Consider the following 24,111-nt stretch of genomic DNA (forward strand, 5'->3'; position numbering starts at 1 on the left):
GCTTAAACTCGTGGGATTCGACTCGACGCGGGAGTGGTCCACACGGAGCGTTGCGGCGGTTCTCGGGGAGTTCGAACCGTTCAACCCGCGAGCATATTCGACCGACTGCGGTGTGAAAGCGGCAACATTGTCCTCGAAGTTCGGGATTCCTGTCGCTCGGCGCGCGGCGTCGAAAAAACTGCGTGTGTCGAGCGTGGCGTTACTCGGTCGTCGTCGGAATCTCGATGTCGCCGGCGATGATGGCTTCGCGGGACTCCGAGAGCGAATCCTTCACGTCCTGCGGAATCTCGGACCCGAGTTCCGCGCCGTAGACGGCGGCGACGCCGTCCTCTTCGAGGCCGAGGGTCGTAGTGGAACCACCGTTGAACTCGTCGTTGACGACGTTCTCGACGGAGGTGTACACCGCCGACTCGACGCGCTTGACCATCGAGGCGAGGATGACATCGGCGTAGTTCGGCTCGGTCTGCGACTGGTCGGAGTCGACGCCGATGGCGAACTTACCCTGCTCTTTCGCCGCCTGGAAGACGCCGAGGCCGCTGCCGCCGGCCGCGTGGTAGACGACGTCCGCGCCGTTGTCGTACATCGAGGTGGCGATTTCCTTCCCCTTCGCGGAGTCGGAGAACGACCCGACGTAGGCCACGTCCACGGATATCTCCTCGTCCGCGTGCGCCACACCGGCCTCGTAGCCGGCCTGGAACTTGCGGATGAGGTCGGTCTCGGTGCCGCCGACGAAGCCGACGCTCTTCGAGTCGGCCGTCGTCGAACCGGAGCCAGCAGAGAACTCCTGGGTCGTGATGAGACCGGCGAGGTAGCCGACCTGGAACGAGCCCTGCTCCTCGCGGAACAGGTAGCTCGCCACGTTGTCCTCGTCGACAACGTCGTCGACGATCATGAACTGCTGGTCCGAGAAACTCGGCGCGGTTTCGGAGAGCGCGGAGCGCTGCGCGTAGCCGATACACGACACGAGGTCGTAGTCCGGGTTCGACGACTGCGCGAACCGGCGCTGGAACTGCGGGAACTCCTCGGCCGCCGAGGGCTGTGCCTCGTCGTAGGCGATGCCGAGTTCCGACTCCGCCTGTTCGATGCCGCGCTTCGCGGCGTCGTTGAACGACTTGTCACCGAGACCGCCGAGCGCGTAGACCATGCCGACGTTGGCCGCCGGACCGGATTCCTCGGTCGTCTGCTCGGCCGCGGTGGTCTCCTCGCCGCCGGACTCCTCGGTCGTCTGCTCGGCCGTCGTCGTCTCTTCGCTTCCCTCTGACGGACCGCCCGTACAACCTGCGAGGCCCGCGATACCCGCGACCCCTGCCGCTTTAACAAAAGAACGTCTGTCCATATCTATGAACTCCTATTGAGACAGGGGCCTCGAAAATTGCATAAAGGTGTCGTTTCGCGGTTTCAGCGGCGTCGCATCACCACGTTTGCACATCCCAGTCGAGGACCGTCGGCTCACGGTCGCGGGCGTCGGCCCCCGACTGTCGGCGGCGTCGACCGCGCCGAAGTCGCTCGGCGTCCGTCAGGCGGCCTCGATTTCGCCCTCGACGACGGCCGTCACCTCGTCGACGAGCGCGTCAACGTCGTCGGCCTCGGCGTACACCCGGATGTATGGCTCCGTGCCGGACGGGCGAACCAGCGTCCACGACGCGTCGGCAAACTCCAGTCTGACGCCGTACTCGGTGTCGACCGACTCGGGGGCCATCGCCTCGGGGAGCGAGGTTTCGAGCGCCGCCATCGCCGCCCGCTTGTTCTCGTCGGGGCAGGGGACGCTCACCTTGCGATACGGGCGTTCTGTAACCGGTTCGCGCAGGCCGGCCATGCCGGACTCGGCGGCGAGGCGAGCGACGAGCGCCGCGGAGGCGACGCCGTCTATCCAACCGCCGAGCGACGGGTGGACGTGCTTCCACGGTTCGGCCGCGAACACCACGTCGCCGCCGTCGGCGCGGGCGCTTGCGATGCCCTCGTGGAGCGCGCCGAGGCGGACGCGTTCGACGCGACCCCCGGCCTCGCGGACCCGCTCGTCGATGCGGCCCGAGGCGTTCGGCGTCGTGACCACGACGGGGTCCTCGGCGTCGGAGACGCGGACGTAGTGCTCGGCGACGATGGCGATGACGGTGTCCTCGTGGACGACCTCGCCGTCCCCGTCGATGATGACGATGCGGTCGGCGTCGCCGTCGTGGCCGATGCCGAAGTCGAAGTCGCCGTCGGCGACGAACGCGATGAGGTCCGCGAGCGTCTCGGGCGTCGGCTTCGACTCGCGCCCGGGGAAGTGACCGTCTATCTGCCCGTTGAGCGTGACGACGCGCGCGCCGAGGTCGCGGAGGACCTGCGGCGTGCCGAGCGCCGACATCCCGTTGCCGCAGTCGACGGCGACGGAGAGGCCGTCGAGGTCCGCCCCGTGCTGGCCCGCGAACTCGACGATTGCGTCGCGGTAGGCGTCGAGGACGCCGCTCGTCCCCGTCGCGCCCCAGTCGTCCCAGTCGGTCGGGGGCGCGTCCGCCCCGACCCGCGTCTCGATGTCGCGTTCGAGGTCGCGGTCGTACTCCTGCCCGTCGACGAACATCTTGATGCCGTTGTCCGTCGGGGGGTTGTGGGAGGCGGTGAGCATGACGCCGCGGCGACCACGCGAGGCGAACGCGAGCGCCGGGGTCGGGACGACGCCCACCCGGGTCACGTCCGCGCCGGCGGAGAGCAGGCCGGCTTCGACGGCGGCGGCGAGGCCCTGTCCGGTCGTCCGTCCGTCGCGGCCGACGACGAACTCGGCGGAGGCGTCCGATTCGAGCGCGGCGCGGCCGGCGGCGCGGCCGACGCTGAGGGCGAGTTCCGGCGTGACTCGCTCCGTCGCGCTCCCGCGGATACCGGCGGTGCCGAAGAGTTCCATAGTCCAGCGTTGACGGGGTCGTACTTAGATGCTGACGGTTCGGGGGACGCGTGCGAGGCGGCCGCACGGGACGGTCGGGGGGCGCTCCCGAGACGAAAATCGGCTCCCGGGCGAACCGCCGAATCGACCGCCCGAGGCAGCACGCCTTTGAGGGCGGGCGTCGAATCGGGAGCCATGAGCGAACACGGTCGAACCCGCGCGCACGTCTACGTCTCGGGACACGTACAGGGCGTCTACTACCGGGCGACGACCCGCGACACCGCCCGCGACCGCGGCGTCGACGGCTGGGTGAAGAACCTCTCGGACGGTCGCGTCGAGGCCGTCTTCGAGGGCCCCCGCGACGACGTGGAGGCGATGGTCGAGTGGTGCCACGAGGGGAGTCCGATGGCGACCGTCGAGGACGTAGACGTTACCTTCGAGGAACCGGACGGCGAGACCGGGTTTCGCATCGAGCGCTGACCGGAGGAACTCGACAACCGCGCGATAACATCAGCGAGACGGCCAAATCGTTCAAGCGGGGTTCGGGGGACGTGTTCCCATGCGCTTCCGGACCGACACGCGGGGACTCGGCGTCGCAAAACTGTTCTTCACGCTCGTGACGAGCGTCGGCCTCGGCCTCTCGATGGGCACGTCGTTTCTCATCGTCCGCGGGCCGTTCCTCGGCGGCCCGTCGCTCGACCCGTTTCCCATGATGGCGGCGCTGGCGGTCTTCATCGCCGGTATCGTCGTGCTCACGTGGGGGTCGACGCGGCTGTTCGGCGTGGGAACCGGCGCGTGAGCGGGGGCCGACTCACGCGGGTCGATCGACGCCGAGTTCGGCCATCGCCCGAACCACGACGTGGGCCTCCACGAGGTCGCGTTCCTCGACCATCGGGTCGTCGGCGTCGTCGATGACGGCGCGGGCCTCGGCGAGCAGACGGTCTTCCTGTTCGGTCTGGTCGGGTTCGTCGCGGGTGCTGTTCAGGAGCGCCTCGAAGTCCTCGCGGATGCTGAAGTCCGCGCGGGCGACGTTACACCGCGAGAGGGGGTGCATGCCGAGGTCCAACACCAACTCGGTGACGAGTTCCCAGTCGCTCTCGCAGAACTGGAGCGTCACGTCCCCGACGATGTCGCGCCACGCGATGGGGGCGGCGTTCTCCATGAGCGTCACCGCCCGCGGGGGGACCGCGATGCGAGCGACGGTCTTCGGGTCGTCGCAGAGACAGCAGGGCTGGTCCGTCCTGCCGGTGTACATACGCGGGGTTAGGATGGGTCGCAGATGTAGCTTCGGGCCGGAGAGCCGGGGCTCGAAATCGGGCGGGAACGGGCGACGCGCCGACCGAGGCAGCCGCTCAGTACGTGGAAACGGTCGGGTTCGAGCCCGGGGCGGGGTCGTCGAACCCGAGTAGAGGCAGCGGGAGGCGCGACCGACTGCGTGCTGGCACTGAATCACGCATTGGGCTGGGCTGGGTATTCTGTGGTGGCGGCAGCGGCCACGCCACCTATTCGATTGAACACTGCACATAAATATCTTCTCCTCCGAGAATACCACACACTATTGTTGACTATATACTAGTGTGCTTCCAGCTATCGTGAATAATTATGCATGGTTGTCAAACTCTGTTCGCGGAGGTGGCCCGTCCGTCGGGACGCGAATCGCCATCTCCAGTCCGACGGCATCTGTCGGCGGGTCGCTCGGGAGCGTTGCGAGCGGGCGTCGGGCCGCGGCGGCGAGGACGAGCGCGTCGAGCACGTCGTCGCGGGCCACGTCGCGGCGGAGCGTCCGGTCCAGCGTCTCGCGGTAGGCGCGCTCGGCGTCGAACTCCCGGTCGTCGGTCGCGTCGGCTTCCGAACCGTCGTCGCTGTCGCCATCGCCGTCACCGTTCCGACCATCGCATCCGCCGAACGCCGTCCCGAGCACGTCGAGGCGGCGGGCGCGCCCCTCGGGCGTCGACTTCGGTTCCGGGAGGGGGTCGCCGGCGAACGCGGCGAACGCGAGTTCGGGATGGGATTCGAACACTCGGCTTCGGGCGCGCGGCGCCTCGCGGAGAACGGCGTCGGCCTCGCGAATCTTGGGCACGAGGTGCCACGCCTGAATCGACAGTCCCGCTTCGGTCCGCTCGCGGTTGGCCGCGCTGGCCGCCTCGTGGGAATCGGCGTCGAGGACGGACCGAACGGGCGCGAAGAAGACGGTTGCGGCGCGGGAGCCGAGCCGCTCGCGGGCCGCCCGGTCGCACGCGCGGCGGTCGGATTCGGGCAGCCCGATGGGGATATCGACGAGCACCCGCCGGGCGTCTCGCTCGCGGGCGAGGTCCCAGACGGCGTCGAAGTCCGCGACGACTCGCACGCTGAGGCCGTCGCCGGCGACGGCGCACACCCAGCCGGCCCGACAGCCGTCGACGCCGACCGCGGGGGAAACGCATCGCTGTGGCACGGGCCGAGCTACGTCGTGGAGCGAGAGAAAAGCTCTGGGTTCAGGAGTCGAGCGCCACGGCCGACATCTGCCGACAGGAATCGCGGAGTTCGTTGAGCGTCACGTCGATGCTCGCGTCGAGCGAGACGAGCAGTTTCACGCCGTCTTCGAGCGGCACCCGGACGATGAGCGTGTTGTCGATGGCGAACGCGACGAGCTCCGGCCCGCCGATAGGCAGGTCTTCGAGCGGTTGGTCGATGGCCTCCTCGTTCGTGAGCGTCGCGACGAGCGTCTTGACGGTGTCCTCGTCGTAGCGGTCGAGAAGCGACTGCTCGAAGAAGCGAATCCGCGTCTGCACCGGCTCACACCACGCGACCGCTCGGAGTGCGTCCCCGTACGCCTCCTGTAACTCCGAGGTCAGTTCGGGCGCGGGAAACTCGCCGTCGTCGACGACGGTAATCTCGGCCTCCTGGTCGAGGGCGACCCGCTCGTAGGCGAGTTCACCGAGGTCCGTCAGCCCGTAGAGACGCCCTTTCTGTTGCGACTCGGGAACCAACAGTTCGACGATGCCCCGCTCCCGAAGTTCGGAGAGCGCCCGAGACACGTGCGGCTGTGCGAGGTCGGACTCCGCCGCGATTCGAGACGGCAGTCCCGACCCGTGCTCCGAGAGATATCGGCACACGGCCAGTCGGTACCGTGAGCTTGCGATATACCCCGCGGAATCCCACGTCTCGGTCATATACGAGACTCTCCGCTGGTCGTTTTCATCATGATTGACACGTCCCGCTTTGATATGCAATGGCAAGCGGGGTATATCTTTCGAGGGTCGGACAACGCTACCATATATGTACCATATACGGTCCGAGAACGGAACGTTCAGACACTCCCGAACCCCGAATGTGCCTCGACCGGAATGCACCGTCGGTTCGCAGCGCGCTGTTTGGCCCGCGGGTGACGCCGCCGTAACCGGCTACCTGCGCGGTTACCCGGTGACATGTATGTCAGCAAACACATATATCAGTTCGGTCTCGTACCAGGTAACGCAATGATAGTAGTACTCCGGACGACGGACCGCCGCACGACCGCCGACGCGACGGAGGTGCCGAGATGAGCGTCGCGCTCCAGTTCGCGTCCCCCGGCGCGGACATCGCGTTCCTCCTCGCGCGAGTCCTCTTCGGCGCGGTGCTCGCGTTCATGGGGCTCAACCACTTCCTGAACCTCGACCACATGACCGGCTACGCGGAGATGAAGGGCCTGCCGGCCCCCCGCCTCGGCGTCGTCGTCTCCGGCGGGATGCTCGTCTTCGGCGGCCTCGGAATCGCGCTCGGCGTCTTCCCCGCGCTCGCCGCCGGTGCCGTCGCCGTCTTCCTCATCGTGGGGACGCCGGTGTTCCACGACTTCTGGGCGGTCCCCGAGGACCAACGGGAGTCCGAGATGACCGGCTTCCTGAAGAACCTCGTCATGCTCGGCGGCGCGCTCGTCTTCCTCGCGCTCAGCGGAACGACGTGGTCCTACGCCATCGGCCTGACGCTGTTCTGACCGGGCCGAGCCGACGCCGTCCCACAGATTCATCGGCCTCCGAACCCACCACACACTCATTCGTGACCGACCCAAGACCGGATTCGACACGCCCTCGTCGCCCGCCGAATAGTCGACCACGCCCGCCCGCGGAGGTGAGTCGCTGATGGACGGCGCGCCCGACGCCTTCGGCTCCCCGTACCGCCTGCTTTCGGGAGCCGTCGTCCCGCGGCCCATCGCGTGGGTGAGCACCCGCGGCGACGACGCCGACAACCTCGCGCCGTACAGTTTCTCCACCGTCGCCAGCGTCGACCCACCGGTGCTCGTCTTCGCGCCGGTCGGCCGCGGGCCGTCGCTGAAGGACACGCCGCGAAACGCCATCTCGCGCGGCGAGTTCGTCGTCAACGTCGTCACCCGCGACCTCGTGGAAGCGATGAACGAGACCGCCGCGACGGTCCCGCCGGGCGTCGACGAGTTCGACCACGCCGGCATCGAGAAGGCCGAGGCCGTCCGCGTCGACGCCCCGCGCGTCGCCGACGCCAACGTCGCCTTCGAGTGTACCCTCTACGACAGCATGGAGGTCGGCTCCTCGACGCTCGTCCTGGGGGAGGTCGTCCACGCGCACGTCGCCGACGAGGTGCTGACCGACGGCAAACTCGACACGAGGAAACTCGATACGGTCGGCCGCCTCGCGGGCAACGAGTACGCGACGACGGACGACCGGTTCGAACTCGTCCGCCCGGACTGACCTGTTCCGACGAACCCGCTCCGACGAACCCGCTCCGGCTGCCCGCCCGTTATCGTGAATTGATAATGGGGCGCGAAGCTTTATCGCGGGATACGGAGTCTTTCGAACCAATGAGCGACGTGTCGTTGTCGAGCGTGCTTTCGTTTCTCGATACTGATGACGCGGCAACCGTCGTCGAGCGAGTCCGTGCGGCCCGCGGGGAGCGGACGAAACGGAGCGACCGCGACGGGCGGACGTTCCTCTTTTCGGCCCCCGGAGACGAGTCGCAACCGACCGAAGTCGTCTGGATAGACGTGGAAGCCGCGTTCGACGCCCGGAGCGTCGAGACGTTCGCCGAGCGCTGCGCCGACCGCGGCATCGACGGGACGCTCCTGACGACCGGCGACGAGGAGCAGGCCATGGAGACGCTCGCCCTCGCGTTCGCGGCCGACGACCAACTCGACGAACCCGACGAGGACGGCGACCGAGCGCTCCTCGTCGACCCAGACGAGGTCGAACGCCCCATCGACCTCGTGGCGCTTCCCGACCTCGTAGACGCGCTCGAAGACGCCGACCTCGACGAGGACGTCATCGACGAGTATCACGAGCCACACGAACCGGAGTTCGAGGAGATTCTCGACGAGATAGACGCCGAGGAAGCCCGCGCCGCGGCGGAGGCGGACGAAGCCGAAAACGCCGGCTCCGGTCGGGCGCTCGCGCTCCTCGTCGCGGCCGTCGTCGTGGTGGCGGTCGTCGCCGCGCTCGTCCTGTTCGGCCCGTTCTGAGTGGCTCTGGCTCGGTTTCGAACTCACGCGCTCCCGTGTTCTCGGCCCGCCTCACCCGCGAGCGCGCCGCTTCGCGAGTCGCTCGATTCGGCGCAGCGCGACCGCACAGACCGCGGCGTACGGCCCCGCGAGCACGGGAACTTCGAACGAAACCGAACATCGTTCGGGACCGACCGGGTCGACGCGGTGCCCCGTCGCCGGTACGCCGGCCACGCGCCACGTCCACCGACGGGACTCGTCGTCGCACGTCTCGATGCTGAACGGGACCCAGACGCCGGTGACGCGGACCTCGCCGCGACTCCCCGCCTCGATTCCTCCGTCGACGCCGCGGACGCCCGAGACGCTCGGTCCCCAGTCGGGCCAGTCTGCGACCGACACCAACACGTCCCACGCCGCCGCCGCGGGAGCCGAAATCCGCCGAGAGACGACCAGACGACGCCCGCCAGGCGTTCGCTCCACGCGCGTTCGGGTCCGACTCGACGCTCCCCTCATATCTCCTAGTATGCTAATAAGTCGTAATATAACACCGCCGAAATCTTTATCCACGAATCGTGGTAGCAACTACCAAGGCAACACATGAGCAACACAAGTGACCGCCCGAATGCGACGATGCGAGACGTCAGCCACACACCGCCCACAGGCGAGAGCGTCACGAACGTCTGGGAGCGAGGACACGAATCCGAGTCCACGGAATAAGCCGGGCAGAACCACTCGCACGACGACGAACAGCAACAAACCGACCGCATCGTAACGAACCGACTGCATCGTAACGAACCGACTAACCAACCAATCGGAGCGAATCCAGCTACTCAACCACGATACCGTCACCACGATACGACGACACACACACAACCGACCGACTGCATCGAACTCGACCGTCTCCCGCGGGAGAGGGAGACCGTGCCACCTTCCTGCGCACCGATTGCGACCGACCCGCGCCGGCCGTCCCGCCGGCGCGCACTCGATTTCCGACCGATTTTTACCGTGAGCCGCCGGAGCCGACGCCTATCGGGACGTTTAACCCCGAGTCCGACGGGCGTTCGAACATGAAGGCCACCGCCAAGGCCCACCCGATTCAGGGCCTCGTGAAGTATCACGGGATGCGAGACACGGAGCGCCGAATGCCGTACCACGACAGCATCAGCGTCTGCACGGCACCGAGCCACACGCAGACGACCGTCGAGTTCCGCCCCGACGCCGACGAGGACGTCTACGTCATCGGCGGCGAGGCAGTCGAGGGCCGCGGCGCGGAGCGCATCCAAGCCGTCGTCGACCGGGTCCGCGAGCTGGCCGGCTTCGACCACCGGGTCCGACTGGAAAGCGAGAACTCCTTCCCATCGAACATCGGCTTCGGGTCGTCGGCGTCCGGGTTCGCCGCGGCCGCGATGGCGCTTTCCGAGGCGGCCGACCTCGACATGACGCGCCCCGAAGTCTCGACTATCGCCCGCCGCGGGTCGGCGTCCGCCGCCCGCGCCGTCACGGGCGCGTTCTCGCACCTCTACTCGGGAATGAACGACACCGACTGCCGCTCCGAGCGCATCGAGACCGACCTCGAAGACGACCTGCGCATCGTCGCCGCGCACGTCCCCGCCTACAAGGAGACCGAGCAGGCCCACGCCGAGGCCGCCGACAGCCACATGTTCCAGGCGCGGATGGCCCACATCCACGCCCAGATAGACGACATGCGCGACGCGCTGTACGACGGCGACTTCGACGCCGCCTTCGAACTCGCGGAGCACGACTCGCTGTCGCTCGCGGCGACGACGATGACCGGCCCCGCCGGCTGGGTGTACTGGCAACCGCGCACCATCGCCGTCTTCAACGCCGTCCGCAGGCTCCGAAACGAGGAGGACGTGCCGGTCTACTTCTCGACCGACACCGGCGCGAGCGTCTACATCAACACGACCGAGGAGCACGTCGACCGCGTCGAGGAAGCCGTCGCGGACTGCGGCGTCGAGACCGACGTGTGGGGCGTCGGCGGCCCCGCCGAGGTGCTCGACGAGTCCGAGGCGCTGTTCTGAGCGCGCGGCCGACCGCCGCGTACCGCGCCCGCGACCGCCGTCACCCTCTTTTCTCTCGCGCCCGACGGAACAGCCATGCGTGTCCTGGTTCTCGGTGCCGGGTACGCGGGCCTCACGCTCGCCCGCGACCTCGAACGCCGACTCCCCGCCGACGCCGACCTGACCGTGGTGAACGACTCCCCGCACCACCTCGTCCAACACGAAGTCCACCGCGCGATTCGGCGGCCGGCGGTCGCCGACGCGATTCAGGTCCCCCTCGACGAGGCGCTCGACCGCGCCGAGGTCGTCGTCGACCGCGTGACCGGCGTCGACCGCGACGCGCGAACCGTCGAACTGGCCGCCGGCGACGCCCTCGGCTACGACTACTGCGCGGTCTGTCTGGGCGCGCAGACCGCCTACTACGGCATCCCCGGCCTCGAAGCCCACTCGGTCCCGCTGAAGCGCGTCGCGGACGCCGAAACCATCCGCACGCGCTTCTTCGACGACTGCGACGAGGGCGGCACCGTCGTCGTCGGCGGCGCGGGGCTGTCTGGCGTGCAGGTCGCGGGCGAACTCGCCGCGCTCCGCGACGAGGAGGGCGCGCACGCCGATATCGTCCTCGTCGAGCAACTGGACGCCGTCGCGCCGTCGTTCGACGCGTCGTTCCGGCGGGCGGTCCGCGACGAACTCCTCGACAGGGGCGTCGAGATTCGGACCGAGACGACCGTCGAATCGGTGACGGACGCGACCGTCGAGGCGGACACCGGCGACATCGACTACGACCTGCTCGTCTGGACCGGCGGCATCGCCGGCGACGACGCGATGGGCGGCGAGCGCCCCGCCGTCAGGGCGGACCTCCGTCTCGACCGGCGGACGTTCGTCGTCGGGGACGCGGCCCGCGCGGTCGACGCCGACGGCGAGCCCGTGCCGGCGAGCGCCTCCGCGGCGCTCCGCGAGGCGAAGACCGTCGCCGGCAACATCGCCGCGCAGGTCGAGTTCGAGACCGGCGGCGACGAAGACGAGTTCGCCCCGCGGCCCGACCCGTATCGCTTCGAAGTCCCCGGCTGGATTGTCTCGGTCGGTGACGGCGCGGTCGCGCAGGTCGGCCCGAGCATCTTCCGCGGGAAGGCCGCGAAGGCCATGAAAGCCACCGTCGGGGCGGGCCATCTCACCTCGGTCGGCGCGATTTCGCGGGCGGTCGACCTCGTCGACGAGGAACTGCACGCCTGACGGGTCGGCGGCGGGCGACCCGCTCCCGCGGTCCGCCGGCCCGACCCTGAGAAGTTCTTTATCCGATGCCGGAGTATCTCCAGCTATCACCGACGATACCGGGAACGACCGAGACTGCGCCGGCGAGGCCGCGATTCGCGACGTGACCGCCGAGCGAGGCGCTCGATGAACTGGCAGCACAGCGTGTACGCCTACCCGATGGTGTTCGCGGCGGTCGTCGCCGCCATCCTCTCGGGCTACGCGCTCCAGTCCGTCCGCCGCCGGGGGCGGAACCCGACGGTCGTCTCGTTCGCCGTGCTGACGGCCGCCGTCGCCTTCTGGACCGCGACGACGGCGGTCAAGCTGTTTCTCGTCGCCCCCGGCGCGAAACTGCTCGCCTACAAGCTCCTCCACGTCGGTGCGATGACGGCCGCGCCGGCGTTTTTCGTCTTCGCCCTCGCGTACACCGACCGGCGGGAACTGCTCGACCGGCAGGTCGTCGCGGCGCTGTACGTCGTCCCCGCGGTGTTCCTCGTCGTCCTCTTTACCAACCCGCTGGAACTCGGCTACACCGGCTGGGAGCTGTCGGCCGTTGACGGTGGGGTGACGCTCTCCGTCACCGACGGCCCGGTGAGCGTGTTCGGCCTCGTCTACGCCTTCGTGCTCCTGTTTCTCGGGCTCGGCGTCATCGGCCAGTACGCCCTCGAACTCGACCGCCCCTACCGGACGCAGGCGACGCTCCTCCTCGTCGGGATGGTCGTGCCGTCGGTCGTCGCCGCGCTCGAACTCACCGACTCGCCGCCGCTCGCCGGCGGCGTCAACCTCATCCCCGCCTCGCTCGCGGTGCCCGCGGTGACGTTCGGCATCGCCGTCTACCGCTACAAGCTCCTCGACATCCTCCCGCTCGCCTACGCGGCCGCCGGCGCGCACTCGACCGACGGGCTCGTCGTCCTCGACGCCGACGAGGTCGTCGTCCACGTCAACGACCACGTCCGGCCCCTCTTGGGAGCCGACGATCCGCTCCTCGGTCGCCCGGCGAGTGAGGCTCTCCCGAACTACGACGACCTCGCCGGCGACCCCCCGACGTGCGACGCGCTCGTCGCGGGCGAGCGCTACGTCGAACTGACGCGCATCCCGCTGGACCGCGCCGGCGACCCGCTCGGGTGGGTGGTTTCGGTTCGGGACGTGACGCCGCGGAAACGCTACGAACTCGCCTTGGAGTCGAGAAACGACGAACTGGAGGTGCTCAACCGCATCGTCCGCCACGACATCCGAAACGATATGCAGCTCGTGACGGCGTACATCGACATCGTCCTCGACCACGAGCCGCTGTCCGACGAGGCGCGGTCGCAGTTGGAGACTGCGCTCCGGCGGGCGCTCAACACCGTGGACCTCACCGACGTGCTCGGACAGTTGATGCGCGCGACGAACGACGACGAGCGCCGCCGCGCCCTCGACGTCGGTGACGCGCTCCGCGAGGCCGTCGACGACGTGCGCGAGGGCTATCCGAACGCGGCCTTCACGGTCGATAGCCTCCCGCCGGCGACGGTGTTCGCCAACGACCTGCTCGACTCCGTGTTCGCGAACGTCCTGAAGAACGCGGTCGTCCACAGCGACCGCGACCGCCCGTCGATTGCCGTCTCGGGCGCGGCGGACGACGAGTGCGTCACCGTCCGCATCGCCGACGACGGCCCCGGCATCGCCGACGACCGGAAGTCGGTCGTCTTCGGGAAGGGCGCGAAGGGGCTGGGAAGCCCCGGCACCGGCACCGGCCTGTACCTCGTCGACACCATCGTCTCGAACTTCGGCGGCGCAGTCCACATCGAGGACAACGAACCGCGGGGAAGCGTCTTCGTCATCGAACTCCCGCTCGCGACCGTCGAGGCCGCGGACTGAGCCGCCCCGTTCGACTCGGGGACCGTCGCCGCCGCGGTCGGCGTCGCTCGTGGACGAGGTTTTATCGCCGCCGCTCCAAGAGAGCGTGTGGCACCGTTCGACGCGATTCTCTTCGACCTCGACAACACGCTCTGTACGAACGACCAGAGCGGCGAGACCATCTACGCCGGCGCGTTCGACGCCGCCGGTCTCGACCGCTTCGGCGAGCCGTCGGACCTCTGGGCCGCCCTCGACGGCCCGCCGGACCACGACGACCACGAGGGCTACCTCGCCGACGGCTTCGAGCGCGTCGCGGCCAAACACGACCGCGAGGGGGTCGACGTTCGGGCGCTGGCCCGCGGATTCGTCGAGACGGTCGACCACTCGGCGGTCTCGTTTCGCCCCGGTGCCGAGGCCGCGCTCGCCGCCGCCCGCGACCACGCGTCGGTCGGCCTCGTCACCAACGGTCCCGAGCGGCGGCAGGCCGTCAAACTCGACGCGCTCGGCATCGCCGACGCGTTCGACGCGGTCGTCTTCGCGGGCGACATGCCGCGGCGAAAGCCCCACCCCGACCCGTTCGACCGGGCGCTTTCCGACCTCGACGCCGAGGCGAACGCGAGCCTCCACGTCGGCGACTCGCTGGAGTTCGACGTGGACGGAGCCCACCGCGCCGGTCTCGACGCCGCGTGGTGCCCGGTCGAGACGGGCGACGAAGGCGACCCGGACCCGACCTCGTACGCCCCGGCGTACGTCCTCCGGTCGCTCACCGAGTTCTCGACGATTCTCGACGGCGGGCCGTGACTCGGCTCCCGCGGCGTCGCCGTCGCCATCGCCATCGCCATCGGCCGCCGCGAGCCGTCCGCTGGACCTTTGTTCGCGTCACCCGTAGAGTGGTTCCATGAACCCCGTCGAGGGCGTGCTCGCCCGCGAGTTCCCCGAGCGACGCGTCGCGGCGACGGCTCGCGTTCCGAACGGGAACCACAAGCAAACCGCGGTCGCGACGTTCGCCGACGGCGGGGAAGTCGTCGTCCAGACGGCGGCCGACGCCGCGGCGCTGGCCGTCGAAGCCGCCCTCTCGCGGGCGGTCCGCGAGCGCACGTCGATTCCGGTCCCCCGCGTCCTCGCGTCGGGCGCGCTCGACGGGGCCGGCTACGTCGTCACGGAGCGCGCCGCCGGCGACGAACTCCACGAGCGGTTCGTCTCGCTCGATGCGACGGCCCAGCGGCGGGTCGCCCGGTCGTTCGGCGTCGGCCTCGGCCAGCTCCACGAACAGTTCACTTTCGACGGCTACGGTCGGCTTGCGGGCTCTCCTCGCGGCGGACAGCGAGCCGACGGTGGCGAAGCGACCGCGGGCGGAGCCGGGTTCGAATCGGAACCGGCGACCAACCGCGGATTCGACGCCGCGAGCGCCGACGACAGCGATTGGGAGGCGTGGTTCTCCGCCTACGCCCGCGAGGGAATCGCCGCGCTCCCGGCCGCGTTCGACGGGTGTCGAAAGCGGTTAGCGGACGCCGTCGCGGCCGCGTCGCTCCCCGCGAACCCGCCGGCGCGGCTCTATCCGTGGGACTTCAGACCGGGGAACGCGCTCGTCGAGGACGACCGGGTCTCGGCCGTCCTCGACTGGGGACAGCCGATGGCCGCCGCGCCGGGACTCGCCGTCGCCAAAGTCGAACACCTCGTCGCTGACTGGTACGTCGAAGACGGCGCGCCGCTCCGCCGGGCGTTCCGCGCGGGCTACGAGTCGGTCCGGCCGCTCCCGCCGGTCCCGCGCGCCTATCGGGTCGCCGCCGTCGTCCACTCGGCCGTCGATTCGGCGGGCGAGGTGACCCGCCCCGGCTACCCCGAGCGAACCGGCGCGGCCGCGGTCGACTTCCACCGAGCGCGACTCGACGCGTGGTTGTGAGTCGTGGGGGGAGTGGCGTCGACCGGGACGAACCGCCCCGTCGACGGCGCGCTGTGACCGTCGCGGCGACACGAACTACTAATTCGGAGTGCGTGGTATAGGCACGCATGGTACGAGAAGACGGCAAGCGAAACTTCGTCCTCGTCGAGGACGGCGAGGAGACGAGCGTGTTCAGCGGAACGTATCCCCGGCAGGCGGCGCTGAAGGCCGCCCGCCGGCTCCATCCCGCACCCAGCCCCGACGACATCGACGGGAAGGCGACACTCAGGCTCCGCGAGCGCGGCACCGACCGCGTCCACATCTACGAGGGTTGGGCGTGGACCGAGGAGAAAGACGACGACGCCCCCGAGTGGATGGACGACCACGTCACCCGGGCGAACGTCTCGAAGCAGGGCATCGAACATCTCGAAGCGTAAGCCGGGGGTTCGGCGGGGCCGGTGGACCCCGGCTTCGGTTTTTCGGGCTGTTTCGGTTTTTCGGGCGTTTCGGACGTGCGTCGCGCACGCGCTCCAACGGCTCAGTCGCCGGCCTGCGCCGCCTCGCCGTGACCGCCGTGGCCGTCATCACCAACTGACTCCGAGCGGTGGAGCCAGTAGAGGACGCCGAACAGGCCGGTCGCGAACACGTTCAACACGAGTTTGTAGTCGGCCTCGATGCTCACCTCCGCGATTTGGACGCTCTCGGGGGCCGGGATGAGCCCCGCGCCGAGGAAGACGAAGTGGATGACGACGCCCGTCAGGACCGCCGCCACGAATATCATCCCCGAGAGGACGGCCGCGAACGTCGTCCCGTAGTACTCGCGGTAGGCGTCCACGATGGGCGGGACGATGAGGTCGGCGTAGATGTAGCTCAGGACGCTCCCGAACGGCAGGCCGTTCGAAAACAGCACCGCCCCGAACGGGACGTTCCCGACCGAGCAGACGAAGGTGGCGACGCCGATGACGGCCCCGAGGACCGCGGTCCAGAAGACGTACACCGGGAGCCCGAACGTCGGCCCCGAGAACACCGAGGTCCACACCGCGTCGGGGATGAAGCCGGCGATGAGGCCGGCGAAGACGAAGCCGATGGCGATTTCGTCCCAGAGCATCCCCCACTCCTTCCACTGCTTGTCGGCCAGCGCCTTCCACCCCGACAGCGACGTGGCCCGCTCGCGAACCGTCGTGTTGGCCTCCTCGGGGTCGAAGCTCTCCTTGCACGACTTCGAGCAGAAGTAGAACGTCCGGCCGTCGCGTTCGACGCTGTACTCCGTCTCGTCGGGGTCGACTTCCATCCCGCAGACGGGGTCGCGGACGGTCTCGCTTCCCTCGTCTTGGACGTTCCGTCGGGCCTGTTCGACCACCTCGTCGGGCACGAGGTAGACGAAGCCGAACGCCATCAGCCCGATGAGGATGAACCCGCCGAGGATGTCGGCCACGAGGAACTGCCAGCCGAGCAGAATCCAGATGACCGCGCCGATTTCGATGACGAGGTTGGTCGAGGCGAACATGAACGCCCCGAGGGTCGCCGCCGCGGAGCCGCCTTTCTTAAAGAGGTTCTTCGCGGTGGCGATGGCGCTGTACGAACACGACGAGGAGACGAAGCCGAACAGCGAGCCGTAGCCGATTTCGCGCGGGCCGTGGCCCTCCAGTAGCTCCGAGACCTCCTCACCCGAGGTCCACGCCTCCACGCCGCCGGCGATGGCGAAGCCGACGACGAGCGCCCACCACGTCACCCACGCCATGGCCGCGGTGGTCGAAAGCGCCTCTCGGGCGCTCTCGACGAGGAACGTTCCCAGCGGTTGTGTGGTCGTGAACACGCCGAGTCCGACCGTCGCGGCTGCGATGACCGCGAGTATCGCGTATTCGCTCCGGTCCATGTGATTGAGTATGAGGGGAGCCGTACCTAACTGGGTTGTGCCTAGCAGAATCGGGGCTCCGGCGCGACGCGAGTTCTGATTGTGAACTCCGACGGGGCGGAGAGTTCAGAACGTGAGCCGTCGCGTTCGGCTCGCGCCGTCGGAGCGACCGAGCGTCACCGGCTCGAAACTCGTTCGGGCGTCAAAGTCCCGTAGGAGGCGTAATACGGCCTGTCTCTCGGGGTACCCAGAAAGTTAACTTCGAGCAGCACCTCCGTTTCTCCCGTGACTATCACTACGGAGATCGTTATTCGTTCGTCTGCGCTGCCGTTCGTCCGTCTCGCGAAATCGGTTCCGTCGAACCAGATCGAATGCGTACACGGCCTCTGCCACGAGGGGAACTCTCGGGTGTTCATGCTCTACGTCGACCCCGACGCGGACATCTCCGAACCCGACCTGTTGGCCTTCGACGAAGTCGTCGCCGTCGACGCGCTCGGGCGCGCGAGCGGTAAGGACGTCTTCCAAACCACCATCGAACTGGACGACGTCGTCTCGGAAGCGTTCGCCCCCGAGCGGTTCACCGCGACCCAGGTGGAACGGACGGTCGTCACGCCCGACGGCTGGTACGAAAAGAAGCTCTTTCAGAACTACAACGCGTTCAACGGGATGCGAACCCGCTGCGAGGAGTACGGTATCTCCATCGAGCTGATTTCTATCACGCAGAACCCCCGGGAACGCGACGAGTCGTCGCAGTACGGACTGACCGAGCGACAACAGGAGGCGCTGACGCTCGCCATCTCCCGCGGCTACTACGAGAGCCCGCGGCAGGTCTCGACCGAGGAACTCGCCGAGGAGATGGGTATCTCGCAACCCTCCATGTCGAGTCTCCTCCGCCGCGGCGAGCGCCAGCTTCTCACCTCCGCGCTCGGCTCGCAGTCGCAGGTCAACACGGTCAGCAGATAGCGGCGGACCCCAGCTTCGTGTTCCGATGGCCGTGACCCCGAACCGGCGACAGTATTTAAACACCCATTCCAGATAGCATCGAAACCAAGTCATACGACACCCAACTGAGAGGTGAGACAACCATGGATATCACCGAAGGCTGTGCGAACCCGTCCGTCGAAGGACCCGAGGAGTACTTCACGGGAGACGCCCGAATTGACCCCCTGTTCGACTCTCAGGGCGAGGCCCGCGCGGCGGCCGCGAGCGTCACGTTCGAGCCGGGCGCTCGCACCGCGTGGCACACGCACCCCCTCGGACAGCGACTGGTCGTGACGAGCGGGTGCGGCCTCGTGCAGCGCGAAGGCGGAGAGATTAAACAGATTCGCGCGGGCGACGTTGTCTGGTTCCCCCCGGGCGAGAAACACTGGCACGGCGCGACGCCGGACAACGCGATGACCCACATCGCCATCCAAGAAGAGCAGGACGGCGAGGCCGTCACCTGGTTAGAACACGTCACCGACGAGGAGTACGGCCCGGCGTCGGAGTAACCCGTCTGCCGACGGTACCGAACGCGGTCCAGCCCGAATCCGCCACCCCGACTCGTTTGCGACGCGGTCGTTACCTCGGAGCGGCGCGGTGACCGCACGGGCGGCGGTCGACACGCGTTAGTACTTAAATATACTTTGCAGATAGCGCCGAGTTCAGGGGGGCTCTACGCCTCCATTGAGATACGACTCGACCATGAAAGCAGTACGCATTCACGAGTACGGTAGCCCAGACGTACTTCGGTACGAAGACGTAGACGAGCCGGAACCCGCCGCCGACGAAGTGCGCGTTCGGGTACGCGCCGCCGGCGTGAACCCGGTCGACTGGATGACGCGGAAAGGCCTCGTCGAGCGAGACGAACTCCCGTGGACGGTCGGCTGGGACGCCGCCGGCGTCGTCGACGCCGTCGGCTCCGACGTGAGCGACCTGGAGGTCGGCGACGAAGTGTTCGGTCTCGTCGAGTTCGAGTACGGCGGCGGCACGTACGCAGAGGCCGTCACCGCGCCGGAAGACGAGCTCGTGCGAAAACCGGCGTCGCTCAGCTTCGAGGAAGCGGCCGGCGTCCCGATGGCCGCGCTGACCGCGTGGCAGGCGCTGGACGCGATTGACGTGGACGCCGGCGACCGCGTTCTCATCCACGCCGCGGCCGGCGGCGTCGGTCACTTCGCCGTCCAGTTCGCACGGGAGCGGGACCTCCACGTTATCGGCACCGCCTCGGGGTCGAACGAAGAGTATCTCCGAGAGCTCGGCGTCGACGAGTTCGTCAACTACCGCGAACAGCGCTTCGAAGAGGTGCTCGAGCCGGTCGACGGAGTTATCGACGGCGTCGGCGGAGAGACCTTCGACCGGTCCCTCGAAATCTTGAACGAAGGCGGTACCATCGACAAGCTCCCGAGTCCGCCGACCGACGAGCAACAGGAACTGGCGAACGAACAGGGCGTCGAAGCGATAATGACGAACGTCCGCTGGAACGGCGAGTGGTTCGAAGACATCACCGAGCTACTCGCAGACGGCACCGTCTCGGTGACGCTCGACACGGTGTTGCCGCTCTCCGAAGCGCGGGGGGCCCACCGGCTGAGCGAGGCGAAACACGCCCGCGGGAAGATTATCCTCACGCCCGGCGACGACGAGTCCGCATCGAACTAATCGTCGCATTCCACGTCGCCCGGCGTCGATTCGGACGCCCACGGACACACGGTGGGCGGTGAGCCTCTGCGAGAACGGCCGCGACCGGTCATGGGGCGGCGTTCACCGCTTTCTGACTTCGGCTGACCAGTTAAACGGGCTTTTCGTACAGCACTACGCTCAAGAGAGCGACCGACGTTATTCTAGCCGATGGCGACGAGACCAATCCGACCCACTGAAACGAGCGCCGGCCGTTGTCGCGAGGCGAGCACCGCACGCGAACAGCGACCGAGGGGGACGAGCGCCCGCCGTTCTCGGCTCCGCCGCCGTGGGACTGACGGGGGGGTTCGCCGATGACCGCGTGGGACGTGGCCGAACTGCGCGAAATCGCGGCCTCCAACGACCTGTACGTCGCGCCGTTCCGCGAGGACGGCGAGACGTACGGCACGCCGACCCGAGTCTGGTCCGTTCGGGTCGACGACGACCTGTTCGTGCGCGCGTACAACGGCCAGGACTCCAGTTGGTACCAGGCCGCAGTCCGAGAGAACGCGGGGCGAATCGAAGTCAACGACGAGGCCAAGGAAGTCGCCTTCGAGGCGGTCGACGGACCGATAAACGACCACATCGACGACGCCTACCGAGAGAAGTACGAGGGGAGTTCGTATCTGAGCGCGATGATTGGCGACCGCGCGCGCTCGGCCACGGTCAGAGTCGTTCCGCGGGAAGCCAGCGACTGACCGTCGCCTCCCTCGGTCGCAGTGCGATGTGCCCCCGTCGGCGAGGTGCTCGACGCTCCCCGCGTGGCGGGAGCGTGTGAAGAGCTTCGAAGCGCGTTACCGTTTTCGTTCGCTTCCCGATTCAAATCCTTCGGCTCAGATTTAGCTCGTCACTTCGTTCCTCGAAAAATCATGGGCGCTACAGGATTTGAACCCGTGGCAACTTGGTCCGAAGCCAAGCACTCTGTCCAGACTGAGCTAAGCGCCCTACATGACTTCGTCTGTCGTGGACTGTTTTAAATGGATTGATTCGGGGCGGCGACTCCGCGCGATTTATACGCGGTCTCCGAACAGTACGTGGTATGTCTCTCGGAACGCGGGCACGCGGGTTCGCGGAACTCACCCGGCCGGGAAACGCGGTCGCCGCGGGCGTTCTCACGTTCACCGGGGCGTTCGTCGCCGGGGCGTCACCGAGCGACGCGCTCGTCGTCGTCGCGGCGATGCTCGCCACCGTGTTCGCCACGGGCGCGGGCAACGCCATCAACGACTACTTCGACCGCGATATCGACCGCATCAATCGCCCGGACCGGCCGATTCCCCGCGGCGCGGTGACCGCGCCCGAGGCCAAGTGGTTCAGCGTCGCGCTGTTCGGCGGCGCGGTCGTCTCGGCGCTCGTCCTCCCGGTCGTCGCCATCGCCATCGCCGTGGTCAACCTCGTCGCGCTCCTCGCGTACACGGAGTTCTTCAAGGGTCTCCCGGGCGTCGGCAACGTCGTCGTCGCCGCGCTCACCGGCTCGACGTTCCTGTTCGGCGGCGCGGCCATCGGCGAACCGTTGGGCGCGGCCGTCCTCTGTGTGCTCGCCGCACTGGCGACGCTGACCCGCGAAATCGTCAAAGACGTCGAGGACATCGGGGGCGACAGAGAAGAGGGGCTTCGGACACTCCCCATCGTCGTCGGCGAGGCGGCGTCGCTGTGGCTCGGCGCGGTCGTCCTCGTGGTCGCCGTCGGCGCGAGCGCGGTGCCGTTCGTCCGGGGGGAGTTCGGACTGGCGTATCTCGGCGTGGTCGTCCCCGCCGACGCGCTCATGCTCGCCGCCACCGCGCAGTCGTTCGGTAATCCGGCCGCGGCCCAGCGCCGACTCAAACACGGGATGTTCTTGGCGGCGTTCGCGTTCATCCTCGGACGGGCGACGGCGCCAGCGGGAAGTCTCTTATAAGTGATCCTGGACGGACAATCGGCAAGTTCCCGGAGAACGCCCCGACGAGCCGGAACTGTTCGATCCTCCAATCAAAAAGAATATTACCGGCTCACTGTATCATCGTACTATCCGATGACCCCCGGCGAGCGGAAGCGTCACGCGAGCGCGTTCCTCGGAGTCGACGACATCGAGCCGAGGTACCTGTATGTATAATCTGGGCGCTGATCTCGACGTCGAGGTCGAACCGGGCACGAACCTCCTCCTCGTCGGACCGGCGTTGACCGGCAAGCGTTCGCTGGCGCTCGACATCCTCGCGGAGGGGACCCGGAGCGGTGAAGGGGCGGTCATCGTCACGACCAAAGACGGCGCGGACCGCATCCTCAACGACTTCGGCAAGCGACTCGACTACGAGGGCAAGCCCGTCGCGGTCGTCGACTGCGTCACGAAACAGCAGGGCGTCGGCGAGGTCCGCGACGACGACCGAATCCGGTACACGTCGTCGCCGGTCGACATGACCGGAATCGGAATCAAGCTCTCGGAAATCCTCCAGGAGTACTACCAGGACCGCGGGCTGCCGGAGAACCGCATCATGCTCCACTCGCTTTCGACGCTGCTGATGTACGCCGACCTCCAGACCGTCTTTCGGTTTCTGCACGTGTTCACCGGCCGCATCCAGAGCGTGGGCGGCCTCGGCGTGTTCACCATCGACGCCGACGCTCACGACGACCGGACGATGAACACCATCAAACAGCTGTTCGACGGCATCATCACGACCCACGAGGACGCGCCGCCGGACATCCGCATCGCGGACCACTAGCCGGTTCGGCGCGCGCGCCGGACTGGGGACTGGGACGGCGGCCGCGCCGCACAGCCGCCTGACGTTTTTATCCGCAGACGGCCACGTCGTAGGTATGCCCATCACCAGCGACGACGACATCCGCGCGCTGTTCGACGCCGAGACCATCGCGGTCGTCGGCTGTTCGGCCACGGCCGGCAAGCCCGCCCACGACATCCCGGCGTACATGCAGCGCCACGGCTACCGCGTCGTCCCGGTCAACCCCTTCCACGACGAAATCCTCGGCGAGACGGCGTACGACTCGCTGGCCGACGTGGACGAAGACGTCGACCTCGTGGACGTGTTCCGACCGTCCGAGGAGGCGGGCGACATCGTCGACGCCGCAATCGAGCGCGCCGCCGACCGCGGCGACGTGGAGGCGGTCTGGCTCCAACTCGGCATCCGCGACGACGACGCGGCCGCCCGCGCCGAGGAAGCTGGACTCTCGTTCGTTCAGGACAAGTGCTTCAAGGTCGAGCACTCGCGGCTCGCCTGAGCGCCCGCTGAACCGGCGATTCGACCGGAGTCAGCTTCTGGCCGGCCTGTTCTACCCTTCCCACGACTCGAAGTCGCCGTAGACGCCCTTCGAGAGATATCGCTCCGAGGAGTCGGGGAAGACCGTGACGACGGCGTCGTGCGGGAGGTCGAGGTCGCCGGCGGCGGCGCGCTCGGCCACGTCGATGGCGGCCAGCGAGTTGGCGGCGGCGCTCGACGCGACGAGGTGGCCTTCCTCGGCGGCGAGGCGCTGCATCTCGTCGTGAGTGTCGCGGTCGGCGATTTGGACGATTTCGTCCACCAACTCGGGGTCGAACAGCTCGTTCGTCGCGGGGTCGTGCGTGCCGATGCCCTCGGTCTTGTACGACGCCTCCGCCACGTCGCGGCCGTGGAGCCGGGCGTAGAGCGACCCCTCGGGTTCGACGGCGGTGACGAACGTGTCTTCGTTGCGCTCGCGGCCGTAGCGCGCCATCCCCATCAGCGTGCCCGCGGTACCGCAGCCGGCGACGAGCGCGCCGACCTCGCCGTCGAGCGCGTCGTACACCTCGGGCGCGGTCGTCTCGTAGTGCGCCTCGGGGTTGAGCGGGTTGGAGAACTGCTGGGGGACGACGGCGTCGTCGAGTTCGTCGGCGAGCTTGTGGGCGCGGTCGATAGCGCCGCCCATCCCGTCTTCGGTGGGCGTGTTCACCACGTCGGCTCCGAGCGCGCGCATGAGCGTCTGTTTTTCGACGCTGAACCGCTCGGGGACGACGAACACCGCGCGGATGCCGAGCTGTCCGGCCGCGACGGCGAAGCCGATGCCGGTGTTGCCGGCGGTCGGCTCGACGATGGTGCCGCCATCGGGGAGTTCGCCGGATTCGAGCATCCGTTCGAGCATGTACTTCCCGATGCGGTCTTTGACGCTCGCGCCCGGATTGAACGATTCGAGCTTCGCGTAGACGGGCACTTCGTCGGGCGACGCGTGGACCCTGACGAGCGGCGTCTCCCCGACGGTGTCGAGCACCGAGTCGAAGGGTTCGCGGTGCGTGGTCATACGCGGGCAAAAGTTGCCCCTGACCCTGAACGTTTTCATCCCGTTGTCTCCCCTTCGTCGGAGGTCGGTGCGTGGGTGAGTCGAGCCGAGTCGGTCGAG

Annotated in this window: 26 protein-coding genes and 1 tRNA gene; 18 read left to right on the top strand and 9 right to left on the bottom strand. The window is 68.1% G+C overall.

What is annotated here, in order from left to right; genetic code table 11:
* Positions 1-199 precede the first annotated feature (199 nt).
* Both E4P24_RS07365 and E4P24_RS07370 read right to left on the bottom strand, forming a co-directional pair.
* Positions 200-1,336 carry a BMP family protein gene (locus E4P24_RS07365; protein ID WP_004063430.1) on the bottom strand — a complete coding sequence of 379 codons (1,137 nt, stop codon included), beginning with the start codon at positions 1,334-1,336 and terminating at the stop codon, positions 200-202.
* Positions 1,337-1,516: 180 nt separating this feature from the next.
* Positions 1,517-2,878, bottom strand: a complete 1,362-nt coding sequence (locus tag E4P24_RS07370; protein WP_115859939.1) for a phosphopentomutase/phosphoglucosamine mutase — start codon at positions 2,876-2,878, stop codon at positions 1,517-1,519.
* A gap of 174 nt (positions 2,879-3,052) precedes the next feature.
* Here E4P24_RS07370 and E4P24_RS07375 point away from each other — a divergent pair, with 174 nt between their 5' ends.
* A complete protein-coding gene (locus E4P24_RS07375; RefSeq protein ID WP_004043535.1) occupies positions 3,053-3,337 on the top strand; it encodes an acylphosphatase in 285 nt (94 codons plus the stop codon).
* 79 nt (positions 3,338-3,416) lie between these two features.
* A complete protein-coding gene (locus tag E4P24_RS07380; protein WP_115802553.1) occupies positions 3,417-3,656 on the top strand; it encodes a hypothetical protein in 240 nt (79 codons plus the stop codon).
* A 12-nt stretch (positions 3,657-3,668) separates the two neighbouring features.
* On the opposite strand, the gene E4P24_RS07385 is transcribed toward E4P24_RS07380, so the two are convergent.
* The 3 genes from E4P24_RS07385 to E4P24_RS07395 form a co-directional block, all read right to left on the bottom strand.
* Positions 3,669-4,112 (bottom strand): hypothetical protein, encoded by a 444-nt coding sequence (locus E4P24_RS07385; RefSeq protein ID WP_004043533.1) that lies wholly within the window; start codon positions 4,110-4,112, stop codon positions 3,669-3,671.
* A gap of 345 nt (positions 4,113-4,457) precedes the next feature.
* Positions 4,458-5,291 (bottom strand): DUF429 domain-containing protein, encoded by an 834-nt coding sequence (locus E4P24_RS07390; protein ID WP_115802554.1) that lies wholly within the window; start codon positions 5,289-5,291, stop codon positions 4,458-4,460.
* A 40-nt stretch (positions 5,292-5,331) separates the two neighbouring features.
* Entirely contained in the window at positions 5,332-6,009 is a 678-nt protein-coding gene (locus E4P24_RS07395) for a winged helix-turn-helix domain-containing protein (RefSeq protein WP_115802555.1), read from the bottom strand.
* A gap of 368 nt (positions 6,010-6,377) precedes the next feature.
* Between E4P24_RS07395 and E4P24_RS07400 the strand changes: the two genes are divergently transcribed.
* From E4P24_RS07400 to E4P24_RS07410, 3 genes are all read left to right on the top strand, one after another.
* Positions 6,378-6,809, top strand: a complete 432-nt coding sequence (locus E4P24_RS07400; RefSeq protein WP_004043530.1) for a DoxX family protein — start codon at positions 6,378-6,380, stop codon at positions 6,807-6,809.
* Positions 6,810-6,954: 145 nt separating this feature from the next.
* Positions 6,955-7,536 (top strand): flavin reductase family protein, encoded by a 582-nt coding sequence (locus E4P24_RS07405; RefSeq protein ID WP_188148308.1) that lies wholly within the window; start codon positions 6,955-6,957, stop codon positions 7,534-7,536.
* A 110-nt stretch (positions 7,537-7,646) separates the two neighbouring features.
* Positions 7,647-8,300 carry a hypothetical protein gene (locus E4P24_RS07410; RefSeq protein ID WP_115802557.1) on the top strand — a complete coding sequence of 218 codons (654 nt, stop codon included), beginning with the start codon at positions 7,647-7,649 and terminating at the stop codon, positions 8,298-8,300.
* 51 nt (positions 8,301-8,351) lie between these two features.
* Here E4P24_RS07410 and E4P24_RS07415 read toward each other — a convergent pair whose 3' ends face one another.
* Entirely contained in the window at positions 8,352-8,792 is a 441-nt protein-coding gene (locus tag E4P24_RS07415; protein ID WP_188148309.1) for an SRPBCC family protein, read from the bottom strand.
* A 554-nt stretch (positions 8,793-9,346) separates the two neighbouring features.
* On the opposite strand from E4P24_RS07415, the gene mvaD reads away from it, so the two are divergent.
* From mvaD to E4P24_RS07445, 6 genes are all read left to right on the top strand, one after another.
* The gene (mvaD, locus tag E4P24_RS07420; RefSeq protein WP_006600310.1) at positions 9,347-10,321 is read left to right on the top strand and encodes a phosphomevalonate decarboxylase MvaD; all 975 of its coding nucleotides are present in this window, start codon (positions 9,347-9,349) and stop codon (positions 10,319-10,321) included.
* A 75-nt stretch (positions 10,322-10,396) separates the two neighbouring features.
* Positions 10,397-11,530 (top strand): NAD(P)/FAD-dependent oxidoreductase, encoded by a 1,134-nt coding sequence (locus E4P24_RS07425; RefSeq protein WP_115802559.1) that lies wholly within the window; start codon positions 10,397-10,399, stop codon positions 11,528-11,530.
* 165 nt (positions 11,531-11,695) lie between these two features.
* Complete coding sequence (locus tag E4P24_RS07430) at positions 11,696-13,405, top strand: histidine kinase N-terminal 7TM domain-containing protein (protein ID WP_115891257.1); 1,710 nt, start codon at positions 11,696-11,698, stop codon at positions 13,403-13,405.
* An 87-nt stretch (positions 13,406-13,492) separates the two neighbouring features.
* On the top strand, positions 13,493-14,185 hold the full coding sequence (locus E4P24_RS07435) for an HAD family hydrolase (RefSeq protein WP_004063412.1): 693 nt from the start codon (positions 13,493-13,495) through the stop codon (positions 14,183-14,185).
* Positions 14,186-14,282: 97 nt separating this feature from the next.
* Positions 14,283-15,287: a phosphotransferase family protein gene (locus E4P24_RS07440; RefSeq protein ID WP_115891256.1), complete on the top strand. Its 1,005-nt coding sequence runs from the start codon at positions 14,283-14,285 to the stop codon at positions 15,285-15,287.
* A 107-nt stretch (positions 15,288-15,394) separates the two neighbouring features.
* Complete coding sequence (locus E4P24_RS07445) at positions 15,395-15,703, top strand: non-histone chromosomal MC1 family protein (protein WP_004063400.1); 309 nt, start codon at positions 15,395-15,397, stop codon at positions 15,701-15,703.
* Between the two features lie 101 nt (positions 15,704-15,804).
* Here the strand turns inward: E4P24_RS07445 and E4P24_RS07450 are convergent, their stop codons facing one another.
* The gene (locus E4P24_RS07450; protein ID WP_004043519.1) at positions 15,805-17,142 is read right to left on the bottom strand and encodes a permease; all 1,338 of its coding nucleotides are present in this window, start codon (positions 17,140-17,142) and stop codon (positions 15,805-15,807) included.
* A 264-nt stretch (positions 17,143-17,406) separates the two neighbouring features.
* On the opposite strand from E4P24_RS07450, the gene E4P24_RS07455 reads away from it, so the two are divergent.
* The 4 genes from E4P24_RS07455 (at position 17,407) to E4P24_RS07470 (ending at position 20,471) form a co-directional block, all read left to right on the top strand.
* Complete coding sequence (locus tag E4P24_RS07455; RefSeq protein ID WP_115859927.1) at positions 17,407-18,084, top strand: helix-turn-helix domain-containing protein; 678 nt, start codon at positions 17,407-17,409, stop codon at positions 18,082-18,084.
* A 122-nt stretch (positions 18,085-18,206) separates the two neighbouring features.
* Positions 18,207-18,611, top strand: coding sequence for a cupin domain-containing protein (locus tag E4P24_RS07460; RefSeq protein ID WP_115859925.1), 405 nt, complete (start codon positions 18,207-18,209; stop codon positions 18,609-18,611).
* A 193-nt stretch (positions 18,612-18,804) separates the two neighbouring features.
* Positions 18,805-19,755 carry an NADP-dependent oxidoreductase gene (locus E4P24_RS07465; protein WP_115859923.1) on the top strand — a complete coding sequence of 317 codons (951 nt, stop codon included), beginning with the start codon at positions 18,805-18,807 and terminating at the stop codon, positions 19,753-19,755.
* 332 nt (positions 19,756-20,087) lie between these two features.
* Positions 20,088-20,471 (top strand): DUF2255 family protein, encoded by a 384-nt coding sequence (locus E4P24_RS07470; RefSeq protein ID WP_115859921.1) that lies wholly within the window; start codon positions 20,088-20,090, stop codon positions 20,469-20,471.
* Between the two features lie 172 nt (positions 20,472-20,643).
* On the opposite strand, the gene E4P24_RS07475 is transcribed toward E4P24_RS07470, so the two are convergent.
* Positions 20,644-20,718: transfer RNA gene (locus E4P24_RS07475), tRNA-Arg, on the bottom strand.
* 94 nt (positions 20,719-20,812) lie between these two features.
* On the opposite strand from E4P24_RS07475, the gene E4P24_RS07480 reads away from it, so the two are divergent.
* The 3 genes from E4P24_RS07480 (at position 20,813) to E4P24_RS07490 (ending at position 22,980) form a co-directional block, all read left to right on the top strand.
* On the top strand, positions 20,813-21,667 hold the full coding sequence (locus tag E4P24_RS07480; protein ID WP_115802563.1) for a geranylgeranylglycerol-phosphate geranylgeranyltransferase: 855 nt from the start codon (positions 20,813-20,815) through the stop codon (positions 21,665-21,667).
* A gap of 187 nt (positions 21,668-21,854) precedes the next feature.
* Positions 21,855-22,466 (top strand): hypothetical protein, encoded by a 612-nt coding sequence (locus E4P24_RS07485; RefSeq protein WP_004043498.1) that lies wholly within the window; start codon positions 21,855-21,857, stop codon positions 22,464-22,466.
* Positions 22,467-22,560: 94 nt separating this feature from the next.
* Positions 22,561-22,980: a CoA-binding protein gene (locus E4P24_RS07490; RefSeq protein ID WP_004043497.1), complete on the top strand. Its 420-nt coding sequence runs from the start codon at positions 22,561-22,563 to the stop codon at positions 22,978-22,980.
* Positions 22,981-23,031: 51 nt separating this feature from the next.
* On the opposite strand, the gene E4P24_RS07495 is transcribed toward E4P24_RS07490, so the two are convergent.
* A complete protein-coding gene (locus tag E4P24_RS07495) occupies positions 23,032-24,012 on the bottom strand; it encodes a PLP-dependent cysteine synthase family protein (protein ID WP_115802564.1) in 981 nt (326 codons plus the stop codon).
* Positions 24,013-24,111: the final 99 nt, after the last annotated feature.

Source organism: Haloferax sp. AS1 (assembly GCF_014530665.1).
Classification (GTDB): Archaea; Halobacteriota; Halobacteria; order Halobacteriales; family Haloferacaceae; genus Haloferax; species Haloferax volcanii.

Coding starts and splice junctions, on each gene's coding strand:
- E4P24_RS07460 (WP_115859925.1), top strand. CDS start 18,207: ATGGATATCACCGAAGGCTGTGCGAACCCGTCCGTCGAAGGACCCGAG.
- E4P24_RS07425 (WP_115802559.1), top strand. CDS start 10,397: ATGCGTGTCCTGGTTCTCGGTGCCGGGTACGCGGGCCTCACGCTCGCC.
- mvaD (WP_006600310.1), top strand. CDS start 9,347: ATGAAGGCCACCGCCAAGGCCCACCCGATTCAGGGCCTCGTGAAGTAT.
- E4P24_RS07375 (WP_004043535.1), top strand. CDS start 3,053: ATGAGCGAACACGGTCGAACCCGCGCGCACGTCTACGTCTCGGGACAC.
- E4P24_RS07405 (WP_188148308.1), top strand. CDS start 6,955: ATGGACGGCGCGCCCGACGCCTTCGGCTCCCCGTACCGCCTGCTTTCG.
- E4P24_RS07465 (WP_115859923.1), top strand. CDS start 18,805: ATGAAAGCAGTACGCATTCACGAGTACGGTAGCCCAGACGTACTTCGG.
- E4P24_RS07430 (WP_115891257.1), top strand. CDS start 11,696: ATGAACTGGCAGCACAGCGTGTACGCCTACCCGATGGTGTTCGCGGCG.
- E4P24_RS07385 (WP_004043533.1), bottom strand. CDS start 4,112: ATGTACACCGGCAGGACGGACCAGCCCTGCTGTCTCTGCGACGACCCG.
- E4P24_RS07485 (WP_004043498.1), top strand. CDS start 21,855: ATGTATAATCTGGGCGCTGATCTCGACGTCGAGGTCGAACCGGGCACG.
- E4P24_RS07490 (WP_004043497.1), top strand. CDS start 22,561: ATGCCCATCACCAGCGACGACGACATCCGCGCGCTGTTCGACGCCGAG.
- E4P24_RS07415 (WP_188148309.1), bottom strand. CDS start 8,792: ATGAGGGGAGCGTCGAGTCGGACCCGAACGCGCGTGGAGCGAACGCCT.
- E4P24_RS07380 (WP_115802553.1), top strand. CDS start 3,417: ATGCGCTTCCGGACCGACACGCGGGGACTCGGCGTCGCAAAACTGTTC.
- E4P24_RS07370 (WP_115859939.1), bottom strand. CDS start 2,878: ATGGAACTCTTCGGCACCGCCGGTATCCGCGGGAGCGCGACGGAGCGA.
- E4P24_RS07440 (WP_115891256.1), top strand. CDS start 14,283: ATGAACCCCGTCGAGGGCGTGCTCGCCCGCGAGTTCCCCGAGCGACGC.
- E4P24_RS07365 (WP_004063430.1), bottom strand. CDS start 1,336: ATGGACAGACGTTCTTTTGTTAAAGCGGCAGGGGTCGCGGGTATCGCG.
- E4P24_RS07495 (WP_115802564.1), bottom strand. CDS start 24,012: ATGACCACGCACCGCGAACCCTTCGACTCGGTGCTCGACACCGTCGGG.
- E4P24_RS07395 (WP_115802555.1), bottom strand. CDS start 6,009: ATGACCGAGACGTGGGATTCCGCGGGGTATATCGCAAGCTCACGGTAC.
- E4P24_RS07450 (WP_004043519.1), bottom strand. CDS start 17,142: ATGGACCGGAGCGAATACGCGATACTCGCGGTCATCGCAGCCGCGACG.
- E4P24_RS07480 (WP_115802563.1), top strand. CDS start 20,813: ATGTCTCTCGGAACGCGGGCACGCGGGTTCGCGGAACTCACCCGGCCG.
- E4P24_RS07470 (WP_115859921.1), top strand. CDS start 20,088: ATGACCGCGTGGGACGTGGCCGAACTGCGCGAAATCGCGGCCTCCAAC.
- E4P24_RS07410 (WP_115802557.1), top strand. CDS start 7,647: ATGAGCGACGTGTCGTTGTCGAGCGTGCTTTCGTTTCTCGATACTGAT.
- E4P24_RS07445 (WP_004063400.1), top strand. CDS start 15,395: ATGGTACGAGAAGACGGCAAGCGAAACTTCGTCCTCGTCGAGGACGGC.
- E4P24_RS07400 (WP_004043530.1), top strand. CDS start 6,378: ATGAGCGTCGCGCTCCAGTTCGCGTCCCCCGGCGCGGACATCGCGTTC.